Annotated in this window: 11 protein-coding genes and 1 riboswitch; of the genes, 10 read left to right on the top strand and 1 reads right to left on the bottom strand. The window is 42.0% G+C overall.

What is annotated here, in order from left to right; all coding sequences use genetic code 11:
* Positions 1-53: 53 nt before the first annotated feature.
* On the bottom strand, positions 54-533 hold the full coding sequence (locus C7E02_RS09620; RefSeq protein WP_005340936.1) for a DUF5721 family protein: 480 nt from the start codon (positions 531-533) through the stop codon (positions 54-56).
* Positions 534-818: 285 nt separating this feature from the next.
* On the opposite strand from C7E02_RS09620, the gene C7E02_RS09615 reads away from it, so the two are divergent.
* The 10 genes from C7E02_RS09615 to ligA all read left to right on the top strand — a co-directional run bounded on the left by C7E02_RS09615 (position 819) and on the right by ligA (position 12,464).
* A complete protein-coding gene (locus C7E02_RS09615; protein WP_105309433.1) occupies positions 819-1,001 on the top strand; it encodes a type II toxin-antitoxin system antitoxin SocA domain-containing protein in 183 nt (60 codons plus the stop codon).
* 13 nt (positions 1,002-1,014) lie between these two features.
* Positions 1,015-2,382, top strand: coding sequence for an MATE family efflux transporter (locus tag C7E02_RS09610; protein ID WP_105309432.1), 1,368 nt, complete (start codon positions 1,015-1,017; stop codon positions 2,380-2,382).
* A gap of 91 nt (positions 2,383-2,473) precedes the next feature.
* A riboswitch (FMN riboswitch) is annotated at positions 2,474-2,588 on the top strand.
* 253 nt (positions 2,589-2,841) lie between these two features.
* A complete protein-coding gene (gene ribD / locus C7E02_RS09605; protein WP_105309832.1) occupies positions 2,842-3,969 on the top strand; it encodes a bifunctional diaminohydroxyphosphoribosylaminopyrimidine deaminase/5-amino-6-(5-phosphoribosylamino)uracil reductase RibD in 1,128 nt (375 codons plus the stop codon).
* On the top strand, positions 3,951-4,616 hold the full coding sequence (gene ribE / locus C7E02_RS09600; RefSeq protein ID WP_022278813.1) for a riboflavin synthase: 666 nt from the start codon (positions 3,951-3,953) through the stop codon (positions 4,614-4,616). The genes ribD and ribE overlap by 19 nt, the downstream gene beginning before the upstream one ends.
* A 39-nt stretch (positions 4,617-4,655) precedes the next feature.
* The gene (locus C7E02_RS09595) at positions 4,656-5,873 is read left to right on the top strand and encodes a bifunctional 3,4-dihydroxy-2-butanone-4-phosphate synthase/GTP cyclohydrolase II (RefSeq protein ID WP_105309431.1); all 1,218 of its coding nucleotides are present in this window, start codon (positions 4,656-4,658) and stop codon (positions 5,871-5,873) included.
* Positions 5,874-5,899: 26 nt separating this feature from the next.
* Positions 5,900-6,373, top strand: a complete 474-nt coding sequence (gene ribH, locus C7E02_RS09590; RefSeq protein WP_005330655.1) for a 6,7-dimethyl-8-ribityllumazine synthase — start codon at positions 5,900-5,902, stop codon at positions 6,371-6,373.
* A 90-nt stretch (positions 6,374-6,463) separates the two neighbouring features.
* Positions 6,464-7,456 carry an SGNH/GDSL hydrolase family protein gene (locus C7E02_RS09585; RefSeq protein ID WP_242978786.1) on the top strand — a complete coding sequence of 331 codons (993 nt, stop codon included), beginning with the start codon at positions 6,464-6,466 and terminating at the stop codon, positions 7,454-7,456.
* Positions 7,443-9,779: a DHHW family protein gene (locus C7E02_RS09580; protein WP_158683009.1), complete on the top strand. Its 2,337-nt coding sequence runs from the start codon at positions 7,443-7,445 to the stop codon at positions 9,777-9,779. The genes C7E02_RS09585 and C7E02_RS09580 overlap by 14 nt, the downstream gene beginning before the upstream one ends.
* Before the next feature lie 29 nt (positions 9,780-9,808).
* Complete coding sequence (locus C7E02_RS09575; RefSeq protein WP_029731581.1) at positions 9,809-10,549, top strand: pseudouridine synthase; 741 nt, start codon at positions 9,809-9,811, stop codon at positions 10,547-10,549.
* Positions 10,503-12,464 carry an NAD-dependent DNA ligase LigA gene (gene ligA, locus C7E02_RS19425; RefSeq protein ID WP_242978785.1) on the top strand — a complete coding sequence of 654 codons (1,962 nt, stop codon included), beginning with the start codon at positions 10,503-10,505 and terminating at the stop codon, positions 12,462-12,464. Before C7E02_RS09575 ends, ligA begins: the two co-directional genes overlap by 47 nt.
* Position 12,465: the final 1 nt, after the last annotated feature.

Here is a 12,465-nt window from a genome sequence, read left to right as displayed (position 1 = left end):
ACTCCTTCCCTGGATAAAACTGTGGAAGGAGTTTTTATAATCATATATCAAAACTATTCCATATCAAAATCAAGCTCCTGACTGGCAAAGAATTTCTGGACATATTCGTCCCAGGCTTTTTCTATGCTTTTATCCATGGTAAATGTATTCATGGAAGTCCCGGTGATACATTGAAGTGCCAGTCCGTCATAGCGGAAATTAAGATACAGTCCCTGGATTTCCGCAGGGCGGTAGGTCAGATCATGCTCAGTGAGAAAGGATTCGAACTGATCTTTTGCTAGAGATAATATGAATTTGAAATTTAACGGAGTTTTCTTTCCACGGATTACCTGGAAGAAAAAATCGCGCACTTCTCCCCAGGTGGAATACTCCTTTTCAAAAGCTTCATCAAAAAAGTCTTTATGGATTCTACCATCTACCTGGAAGCGGTTAAAAGTAGTTACTTCTCCCTCAATCAGGGAAAAAGTATCAAATGTTGGTTTTAAAAGCAGGTGGGACATACAGACCTTTGCTTTCAGATTAAGAACGATCATAGTGAAAACCTCTCTGGATAATTATTAGAGATATTATAGCATAATTTTTGTAGCATTATAATTCTAATTTATCAAAAAGTTTTTCCTCCTAAAATATGAGTTTATTGACGGAAAAGTGAATTTGATATACGATTGAAAGATGCATATAGGAAAAAAGAAGGATTTTTAACATCTGTTCTTGTCTCTATTGAATGATGCCAAAGATAATATATCATCAGAGGCATATCGGAAATATTTAGAAACAGCCACTACCTTGTATGAGGAAGACCAAGGACTTTCCCGGCTTTGTCTAAGGAGGAGAAAGATATTTTAGATGTTGTAATAGAGAAACTCGGAAAGAAGAGTAAAAATGATATTGTAAACTTTATGCATAAAGAGCAAGCTTATGTTGAAACTGCTCAGAGAGATTATACCATTCAAATATGCGAAAATCTTGAAAATCTAGACATGCTAAGAACTTACAAGTAAGAGAGGAAAAAACTTGGGGAAAAAAACAATAGAAGAAAATACGATCACGGAGGGGATTATCTGGAAGCAGCTTCTGATATTTTTCTTCCCGATCATGCTGGGAATTTTAATCCAACAATTATATACAACCGTGGATACGGTTATCGTCGGACGATTTGTGGGGAAGGCGGCATTAGCCAGCGTAGGCGGTCCGGCGGCTGTTTTATCAACGATTGTTGTTACATTTTTTAATGGACTGGCAAATGGAGCGGCAGTTGTCATTGCGCAGTATTACGGAGCGAAAGACAAAGGAAGACTACATACAGGACTTCATACTGCATATTTATTTTCCATTGTGGTCAGCCTCGTAATATCTGTAGTGGGAGCAGTGCTGACACCATGGCTGCTTAAGATCATGAACACTCCACAGGATATGATGGCATCATCAACTACATATTTACGCATTTATTTTATGGGAATCTTATTTACGCTGGTCTATAATATGGGAGCGGCGATTATGAGAGCAGTCGGAGATTCCAAAAGACCGCTTCTTTATCTGGTGGTCTGTTGCGTACTGAATATAGGTCTGGATATATTCATGGTAGTTATATTAAAAATGGGAATTGCCGGAGCAGCACTGGCAACCGTATTTTCCCAGTGTGTCAGCGCATTTTTTGTGACCTGGTCTTTGACAAAAGACTATGATTCTATGAAACTACAATTCAGAGAACTTCGCATGGAAGCATATGTTCTAAAAAGAGAGTTGAAAATCGGTATACCGGGAGCTCTGCAGGCATGCGCTTATGGAGTGACCAATGTAGTCATTCAGGCATCAATCAATAGCTTTGGAACGGATACTGCAGCAGGATGGGCAGCTTATGGAAAATTAGATTTGATTTTCTGGACAGTATCCAGTGCACTGGGAGCGGCGGTCACAACATTTGTCGGACAGAATTATGGCGCAGGTAAGTGGGACCGGGTATATAAGAGTATCCGGGTAAACATTGGTATTTCTTATGTATTTACAGGTATGATCATCTTTACATTGTATGCATTTTGTGAGCCTATGTATCATATGTTTACAACAGATCCGAAGGTGATTGACATAGGCGTGTATATGCTTCGGTTCCTGGTGCCGAGTTATCTGCTCAGCATTCTGCTTGAAAACCTGGACGGTGGACTTCGCGGAGTCGGAGATGTACTGTGGCCTACGATATTTACATTTGGAGGATTGTTTTTAATACGACTCCCGTGGGTTATGATTCTGACTCCGATTTATCATAGGGTGGAGATTTTGCTGATCAGTTATCCGATTGCATGGGGAGGAACACTTCTATTCGTAATACCGTATTATTTCTGGAAGAAGAAAAAGTGTTTCAACAAAATATGCAGTGAAAAATAAAGCGAAATTTATGGATTTTTGCGAAATAATTCTCAAAAGTCAAAAAATTCTTTACAAATAAGCAATAAAGTATTATTATACAAAAAAAGATAGAAATCTTCAGGGCAGGGTGAGATTCCCTACCGGCGGTAAAGCCCGCGAGCCGAGAGGCATGATTCGGTGAGATTCCGAAGCCGACAGTATAGTCTGGATGAGAGAAGAAGACGGTACGTATAGTTTTAGTTATGAATGCGGTATCGAGGCTCTGAGATGGTAGACCATTTCAGAGCTTTTTTACTTTCGCAGATAATTAGTCATGAAGTTGTGATTAAAGTACCAGTGAACAAAACCCCTGTAGATCATCTGCAGGGGTTTTGTTCTAAGTTTAAGTCGAACGTCCGTGAGACAAATTTGCTATTACTCATCATCAGAAGAGGTGGGAGTCTTCTCGATTGAGATAAAAAGAAAGAAGGAATGTATGTGACAGACCAGGATTATATGAAACGCGCAATAGAACTTGCAAAAAAAGGAGAAGGATGGACGAATCCTAATCCGATGGTCGGAGCGGTCATCGTAAAGGATGGACGTATTATCGGCGAAGGCTATCATGTCAGATGTGGAGAGTTGCATGCGGAACGAAATGCAATTGCTTCTCTTACTGAATCAGCCGAAGGGGCAACGCTGTACGTTACATTGGAACCATGTTGTCATTATGGAAAGACGCCGCCGTGTACGGAAGCAATTTTAGAGCAGAAGATAAAAAAAGTAGTGATTGGATCCAGAGACCCAAATCCGAAAGTGGCAGGAAAGGGAGCGAAGATATTAAGAGATGCCGGTGTAGCGGTTGTGAAAGATTTTATGAAGGACAAATGTGATGAATTAAATCCAATATTTTTTCATTATATAACGACCAAAACACCATATGTAGTTATGAAGTATGCAATGACGCTGGATGGGAAAATTGCAACAAAGACAGGAGCTTCAAAATGGATCACCCAAGAAGCCGCACGCAGAGAAGTACAGTATATGCGTCATCGGTATATGGGAATCATGGTCGGGATAGGAACGGTACTTGCTGATGATCCAATGCTGAATGTCCGGGTAGAAGGGCTTAAAAGTCCGGTCAGGATTATCTGTGACAGTAAGTTAAGAATTCCACTGGACAGCCAGATCGTAAAAAGTGCGAGGGAGTATCGGACGATTGTAGCCTATGCAGATCCGGAAAACGTAGAGAAGAAAAAAGAAATTTTGCGGACAATGGGAGTAGAAACCGTATTTTGTCCGGATATGAAAAAACATGTTAATCTGAAGCATTTGATGGAGTATCTGGGAAAAGAAAATATCGACAGCATTTTACTGGAAGGTGGAGGAACTTTAAATGACAGTGCACTACAGGCCGGAGTTGTCCAGGAGGTGCAGGCATTTATTGCACCAAAAATCTTTGGCGGAACAGGAAGCCGGACTCCGGTGGATGGAATTGGGATAGAGCTTCCGTCTCAGGCAGCGGTACTAAAGTTCAAGGATATCTGCCAGATTGGAGAAGACCTGAAAATTACCTGTCACGTCTTAAGAAAAGAACAGGAGGAATTATGTTTACAGGAATTGTAGAAGAAGTGGGAAAAGTCCGTTATATTCAGTTGAATGGGAATTCAGGGGTATTGGCGGTGAAGGCAGCAAAAGTACTGGAAGGTACGAAGATCGGAGACAGTATTGCGGTAAATGGAGTATGTCTGACAGTCACTTCCCTGCAGCCTGACGGATTTACGGCAGATGTCATGGCAGAGACGATCAGAAGGAGCAGTCTTGGAAATTGTAAGATTGGAAGTTATGTAAATCTTGAACGGGCAATGGCAGCGGATGGAAGATTCGGAGGCCATATTGTGAGCGGCCATATTGACGGAACAGGAGTTATCAGGTCAATGATCCAAGAGGAAAATGCAGTCTGGGTATCCATTAAAACTTCACAGCGGATATTAGATCTGATCGTGGAAAAGGGGTCTGTCTGCATCGATGGAATCAGCCTGACGGTTGCGAAGGTAGACGATGAAGGGTTTCAGGTATCAGTCATTCCACATACAGGGGAAGAGACGATACTTCTGAAAAAAGCATCCGGAGATCTTGTGAATCTGGAAAATGACATAATCGGAAAATATGTAGAAAAATTAATGGGGATTGAAAAAAAAGAAGAGTCCAAATTGGAACATGAGAAAAAAACAGGAATTACAATGGAGTTTCTGGAAGAATTTGGATTTTAAATATACAGCAACAGAAAAAGAATAACGGAGGAAGAACAGATGGAACAAAAGTATCAATATAATACAGTAGAAGAGGCAATCCGGGATTTACAAGATGGAAAGATCATTCTTGTTACAGATGACCCGGACAGAGAAAATGAAGGAGACATGATCTGTGCTGCTCAGTTTGCGACCCAGGAAAATATTAATTTTATGGCAACGCATGCAAAGGGGCTGATCTGTACGCCGATGAGCGCAGAACTGGCAGCAAAGCTTAATTTTCCACAGATGGTTTCAGAAAATACCGATAATCATGAAACAGCATTTACGGTATCGATTGATCACGTAGATACAACAACCGGTATATCGGCAGCAGAACGTGCATATACGATGATGAAATGTGTGGATGATACATCAAGACCAGAAGATTTCAGAAGACCGGGCCATGTATTCCCGTTGGTGGCAAAAAAAGGCGGTGTACTTGTGCGTAACGGTCACACAGAGGCAACGACAGATCTTGTAAGACTGGCGGGACTGAAAGAATGTGGTGTATGTTGTGAGATCATGAAAGAAGACGGAACGATGATGCGTACATCAGAACTCTGGGAGCTGGCTCGTAAGTATCATCTTACATTTATCACAATCAAAGATCTGCAGGATTATTTAAGAATTCATGAAAAGCATGTAAAAGAAGAGGCGGTGGCAGATCTTCCAACACAGTATGGAGAATTTAAGATTCATGGATATGTTAATGACATTACAGGAGAGCATCATCTTGCTTTAGTAAAAGGAGAAATCGGGGAGGGAGAGAATGTACTTTGCAGAGTCCATTCAGAATGCCTGACCGGAGATGCTTTTGGTTCTCTTCGCTGTGACTGTGGATTGCAGCTTCAGACGGCAATGCGCCAGGTGGAGGAAGAGGGAAGAGGAATCATCCTCTACATGAGACAGGAGGGAAGAGGAATCGGACTGATCAATAAGATCAAAGCATACGAACTTCAGGAACGTGGATATGATACAGTCGAGGCGAATGTTCAACTGGGATTTGCCCCAGATCTCAGAGAGTACTGGGTCGGAGCTCAGATTTTATCAGACCTGGGCGTGAAATCCTTAAGACTTCTTACCAATAACCCGGATAAAGTCTATGGGCTTCAGGATTTCGGACTGGAAATTAAGGAAAGAGTACCATTAGAGATCCAGCCACAAAAATATGATCTGAATTATATGAAAACAAAACAGGAAAAAATGGGACACATTTTCAAAGAAATACAATTATAAAAAAAGAATGCAGGAGGAAGAAGAACATGAAACAGATTCAGGTAATTGAAGGAAAAGTAGTAGCACCAGAGGGAATGAAAGTCGGAATCGTAGCAGCCAGATTTAATGAAATTATTGTCAATAAGTTATTAGGCGGAGCCGTTGACGGACTTGTGAGACATGGTGTAGAAGAAGAAAATATTACAGCAGCATGGGTGCCGGGAGCATTTGAAATACCAATCACAGCGCAGAAAATGGCGCAGTCAGGAAAGTACGATGCAGTCATCTGTGTAGGTGCAGTTATTCGTGGAGATACATCTCATTATGATCTGGTGTGTAACGAATCAGCAAAAGGAATTGCACAGATCGAGCTTGCAACAGGTATTCCTGTTTTATTTGGAATCATTACAACAGAAAATATTGAACAGGCCATTGCACGTGCCGGAAGTAAAGCTGGCAATAAAGGTTATGACTGTGCGTTATCAGCAATTGAGATGGTGAATCTGATAAAACAGTTATAAAATTTGACTTTTATTCTTATACAAAGTAAAATAAACTATGTATGTCTTTTTAAAGATGTACATAGTTTATTTGTTTATTGGAGAATGAAAATGTTTGAAAAGAATAAAGAAAAAATGAAGGAAAAAATGGAGCCGGATAAAGTGCTTCGTTTTGCGATTGTTGCAGTAATCCTCTTGTTTTTGATCGGTGCGCTGATTATTGGAACGCGAATGATGAATCCGCGAGTGGATGCGACAGAAGGAGTAAAGAAACTGACAGAACTGGAAGATGCCAATGTTCAGAAGATTGATGCCAAGATTCAGGAATTAGAGCAGACAGAAGCAGATGAGGCGGCAGCGTGGAAAGCAAAGTCTGCAAAAGAAAAAATGGATGGCTGCATTGTGCTTGGCGACAGTACTGCACTTGGCTTCAGACAGAATGACATCTTGAGTAAGTCGCAGGTGAAGTCAAAGGATGGAGCAACGGTCAGCGATGCGGAAGGTTCCGGATTAAATGAGCTTTTGACAGCCGTAACAGAAGCAGAGACTGCACCACAGAAGCTTATCCTCTGTATCGGAAGAGGAGATGTAGCAGTCAGTGGAGAGACAGCGGATGCATTTGCAGCGAACTACAAAAGCTTTGTTGAGCAGGTGAAAGCAGCATTGCCGGATACGAAAGTTTATGTATGCAGTATCCCGGCATACCTGTCACTGACAAGTACAGGTGATGCGGCAGGTTCAGCCGATTCAGATAATGATTCAGATTCAGATGCTGCGTCAGACTCTAAAGATACAACTGACAACTCGGATCTTAAGAGCAGTACAGATTCTAAGAGCAGCACAGATTCTAAGAGCAATAGTGATAGTGATACATCATCAGATGATAGTAGTTCGTCCAAGATGAGTACCGCGCTGGATGTAACTTCATACAATGAAGCTTTGAAGGCTCTTTGTAAGGAAGAAAAAGTGAAATATGTAGACACAACAGATCTTACGGACGCTTCTTATTATGGGGAGGACGGAAGTACAATGACAAAAGCCTATTATGAGGCTTGTATTAATAAAATTCTGGAGGCAGCGTTTAGAAATTATGTTATTCAATAGTATCGCATTTATATGTGTATTTTTACCAGTTATTTTCATATTGTATTATCTGCTTCCGGGAAAGATAAAAGACATTGCCCTGGTTGCAGGGGGAGCAGTTTTTTTTGCATGGGGAGCCCCGGTCAATCTGGTCGTTCTGGCATTTTTTATAGTGTTTAATTATGCTGTAGGAATTCAGATGGAAGGCTACATGCGAAGAAGAAGGAGTACGGAGCAGTTATTTGCTGGAAGCATACTGATCAATATGATAGTATATGTGTTCTTTGCATTTATCGGACAACGCGTGGGCTTTATTTCGGAAGTGCCGGTCGGAGTAGGAATCTGCATCTTACAGGTGCTTTCTTATCTGATTGAGATTCACCGGGGAAATGTAAAGGCTCAGAAAAGTATTCTGGATTTTGCAGTTTACATAGCAATGTTTCCGTTGTTCCTGGCAGGACCGGTCGTAAAATATCCGCAGATCCGAAAGGAATTAAAGACTCGCAAATTGTCCTGGGCAAAGGCTGGCGAAGGAATTGTTTTATTTGTATGTGGTTTTGCAAAGAAAGTTATCATTGCAGATTACCTGGCAGATTCATTCACTAAGATCATGTCTTTGAAGGCAGGCGAGTTGTCTGCGTTTGGTGCATGGCTGGGATGTGCGATCTTCATGTTCCAGATTTACTTTGCGTTCAGCGGATACTGTGATATGGCGGTGGGACTTTGCAGAATGCTTGGATTTGATGTGAAGAAAAATTTCCGATATCCATATGTAGCACGTAACATAACAACATTTGTGCGACGTTTTAACAGCTCTGTTTCTGCATGGTTCTGGGATTACATCTGTGAACCACTCTGGGGCGGCTGGCTTGGAACACTTGTATCCGGAATTCTGATGGGACTTTGGTATGCAGGTATGTGGAAAAATGCACCGTGGCAGGTAACGGTCACAGGTGGATTGCTCTGGGGTATCTACCTTGCATTCTGGCAGATCGTGGAGCGTTATGCACTGCCATTTTTAAAGAGATTACCACCTGTGCTTGGGCAGATTTATACATGGTTTTTTACAGCACTTGGCTGGGTATTTTTCTTCGGTAAAACACCGGCAGCGTCATTTGGTTATCTGAAAGTGATGTTTGGATTTGGCGGAGGCGATGTGGTTGGTATCATGGGAAGATATCTTTTCCTTGGAAATGTGTTCGTTCTTGTAGTGGCATTTCTTGCAAGTACACCACTTCCGAATCTTATCTGGAAGAAGATTCTGGTATTTGGAAAGAAAGATAAAAAAGAAAAAAATAAAAAACGTCTGGAGCGAGGCAGAAGTGCAGTATTTGTATTCGCAGCCGTGATCATGATCCTGTGTCTTGTAAATGTGACAGGAGCAGGAAGGACATTTTTCAAAGAGACGGTGAAAGATACCCAGGCGAAACTGGATACAGTTCTTGGAAGACGGGACGTGAACGGTGTGTACCGAGGAAAGAACCAGTATCTTCTGGCGGATATTAACAAGCTGGACGAAAAGAAGGTTCAGGCAAATGTGGACGCGATTACAGCGCTTGCCGAGGATTATTCCGATGTGCCGATGTATATGGCACTGATTCCGGATGCTGCAAATGTATGGGCAGATAAGCTTCCTTCTTATGCTCCAGTGGAAGATCAGACAGTGCAGATTGCACAGATTCAGAGCATGCTTGGAGACAGTGTGAACTGGATTGATGCACAAGGTGTTCTAAATGCGAATAAAGATAAGAAAATTTATTACCACACAGATTCCCGATGGACAACGCTTGGAGCTAGTCTTGTATGGCAGCAGATTGCTTCAGATCTGGGACTTGACACTTCGAAAGCACCGGCTTTAAAACCTTATGTAGTGACCGGTGATTTCAGTGGAAATCTTTCCCGAACAAGTGGATTTGAAAGCGGATACCGTGAACCGATATACGCATATTTAACGGAAAATGCTTCTGATAACACGCAGATGGTGGCAAGCTATGAGTCTGAGGGCATAAAGACAGCAGAGCTTTATGACCGTACAAAACTGGACGAACCTGATGCGTATGAAGTATTTCTCGGTGGAGATTATGATAAAATAGATATCCGCACGACAGCAGACAGCACGGACCGGCTGCTTCTGGTGAAGGATTCCTTTGCAGACTGTATGATTCCATTTTTAATTCCATATTACAGGGAGATCATCGTGGTAGATGCAGATTATTATCAGAAGCATGTGTCGGATCTGTTAGATAAGAATAAAATTACAAGTGTGCTGTTTTTGTACGATTGCAATAATTTTGTACAGGATGACAAGCTGAGCAGTATTTTGAAAACGGATAAGGCAGAATAGGAACTGCAAAGTAATTGGAGTGTTAGTAAATGATAAGATTAAATAAATACCTCAGTGAGGCAGGTATCTGCTCCAGAAGAGAGGCAGACCGTCTCATAGAGGCGGGACGTGTGACGGTGGATGGCGTGCAGGCTGTACCTGGCATGAAAGTGTCAAAGGAGCAGAAAATCTGTGTCGGGAAAAAAGTGATCCAGGGTGCAGAACAGAAGGTTGTTCTGGCAGTCAACAAACCGGCAGGTATCGTGTGTACCGGGGATATGAAAGTGAAAAATAATATCATACGTTTCCTGCATTATCCGGTGCGGGTGACCTATGCAGGAAGACTGGATAAAGATTCGGAAGGCCTTCTTATTATGACAAATGACGGAGAACTGATCAACAGTATGATGCGGGCGAGATATCATCATGAAAAGGAATATCATGTCCGCGTGGATAAAGAAATTACTTCAGAATTTGTGCGGCAGATGTCAGAGGGTGTGCATATACAGGACGTGGAAAAGAATCTAGATGCGGTAACAAGACCGTGTGAGGTAAAGCAAATTGGAAAGTACACATTTTCCATTATTCTGACACAGGGACTGAACCGTCAGATCCGGAGAATGTGCGAAGCACTTGGATATAAAGTGACAAAGCTTGTAAGAATAAGAATTATGAATGTAGAACTGGGAAGCTTAAAGAGTGGAGCAGTGCGAAAAATAGAAGGACAGGAGTTAAAGAAGCTATATGAACAGGCAGGAACGCATGAAGGAACTGGTGGAGCTTTTGAATAAAGCATCAAAAGCATATTATCAAGACGCAGAAGAAATCATGAGCAACTATGAGTACGACAAGCTTTATGATGAACTTCAGGAACTGGAGCGTGAGCTTGGGATCACACTTTCCAATAGTCCGACGGTGCGAGTTGGATATGAAGTGGTCAGTGAACTCCCAAAAGAACGGCATGAAAGCCCAATGCTTTCTTTGGACAAGACGAAAGATGTAGAGGAATTAAAGAATTTTGTGGGAGATCAGAAGGCACTGATGTCCTGGAAAATGGACGGACTTACCATTGTTCTGACTTACCGGGACGGACATCTTTTTAAGGCAGTCACCCGTGGAAATGGAGAAGTAGGCGAGGTCATCACAAACAATGCAAAAGTCTTTAAAAATGTACCGCTTCAGATCAGCTATCAAGGTGAGCTGATACTGCGCGGCGAAGCAGTGATTGGCTATAAAGATTTTGAGAAGATTAATGAGCAAATCCAGGAAGCAGAAGCCAAATATAAAAATCCGCGTAATCTCTGCAGTGGTTCTGTACGCCAGCTGAACAGTGAGATTACAGCAAAAAGAAATGTAAAATTCTATGCATTTACACTGGTCAGTGCAAAAGATGTGGATTTCCACAATTCCAGAGCCTGTCAGATGGAATGGCTGAAAGAGCAGGGGTTTGAAGTAGTAGAATACCACGAAGTAATAAGAGACACAGTAGAGGCGGAAGTTATTAAATTTTCAGAAAAAATTGCCGAGAACGATTTCCCGTCCGACGGACTTGTGTTAGTATATGATGATATAGCGTATGGAAGATCACTGGGGCGGACGTCTAAGTTTCCACGAGATTCATTTGCATTTAAATGGGCTGATGAGATCCGCCAGACAAAGCTTCTGGAGATTGAGTGGAGTCCATCTAGAACAGGACTCATCAATCCGGTCGCTATCTTTGAACCGGTGGAGCTGGAGGGAACGACAGTGAGCCGTGCTAGTGTCCACAACATCAGTATTATGGAAGAACTGGAACTTGGTGTGGGGGATGAGATTGAAGTTTATAAGGCGAATATGATCATTCCGCAGATTGCACAGAATCTGACAAGAAGTGGTGTGAAAGATATTCCAGAAGTCTGTCCGGTCTGTGGTGGCAAGACAGAGATCCGCCGGGTCAGCAATGCAAAAGCACTGTATTGTACCAATCCGGAATGTCAGGCAAAGCATGTCAAAGCATTTGCACTCTTTGCGAGTCGTGATGCTTTGAATATTGAAGGTTTGTCAGAGGCAACGCTGGAGAAGTTTATTGACCGTGGATTTATAAAGGAATTCACAGACATTTTCCATTTGGATAAATGGCAGGAAGAGATTCAGACTATGGAAGGTTTTGGAGAAAAATCCTACAAGAACCTGATCGCAAATGTGGAGAAAGCAAGAGTGACGACACTTCCGAAAGTTATCTATGCACTTGGAATTCCGGGAATTGGTCTTGCAAATGCGAAGGTCATCTGCAGAGAATTTTCCGGTGATGTGGATCGTATGATTCATGCTACTGCAGAAGAACTTGCAGAGATTCAGGGAGTAGGCGAAGTACTTGCCGGTGCATTTGTAACTTATTTTCAGGATGAGAAGCATGTAGAAAGCTTGAAGCGACTGATTAAAGAGCTTGAGATTCCAAAGGAAGAAGAATCAGAGAGTCAACAGATCTTTGCCGGAGTGAACTTTGTTATTACCGGGAGTGTGGAACATTTTGCAAACAGAGGAGAGGTCAAGGAACTGATTGAGAGCCTGGGAGGAAAAGTTACGGGATCTGTCACTTCCAAAACAAATTACCTAATCAATAATGATGTGACATCGACTTCCTCAAAGAATAAAAAAGCAAACGAACTGGGAGTTCCGATTATTTCGGAGGAGCAGTTCATTAAGATGGTAGAGGAACAAAAGTAGG

Origin of the sequence: Dorea sp. Marseille-P4042 (genome assembly GCF_900290215.1) — a bacterium.
Classification (GTDB): Bacteria; Bacillota; Clostridia; order Lachnospirales; family Lachnospiraceae; genus Dorea; species Dorea formicigenerans.
This window is presented reverse-complemented; position numbering and strand designations above follow the sequence as displayed.

Coding starts and splice junctions, on each gene's coding strand:
- C7E02_RS09620 (WP_005340936.1), bottom strand. CDS start 533: ATGATCGTTCTTAATCTGAAAGCAAAGGTCTGTATGTCCCACCTGCTT.
- ribE (WP_022278813.1), top strand. CDS start 3,951: ATGTTTACAGGAATTGTAGAAGAAGTGGGAAAAGTCCGTTATATTCAG.
- C7E02_RS09595 (WP_105309431.1), top strand. CDS start 4,656: ATGGAACAAAAGTATCAATATAATACAGTAGAAGAGGCAATCCGGGAT.
- ribH (WP_005330655.1), top strand. CDS start 5,900: ATGAAACAGATTCAGGTAATTGAAGGAAAAGTAGTAGCACCAGAGGGA.
- C7E02_RS09585 (WP_242978786.1), top strand. CDS start 6,464: ATGTTTGAAAAGAATAAAGAAAAAATGAAGGAAAAAATGGAGCCGGAT.
- C7E02_RS09580 (WP_158683009.1), top strand. CDS start 7,443: ATGTTATTCAATAGTATCGCATTTATATGTGTATTTTTACCAGTTATT.
- C7E02_RS09575 (WP_029731581.1), top strand. CDS start 9,809: ATGATAAGATTAAATAAATACCTCAGTGAGGCAGGTATCTGCTCCAGA.
- ligA (WP_242978785.1), top strand. CDS start 10,503: ATGAACAGGCAGGAACGCATGAAGGAACTGGTGGAGCTTTTGAATAAA.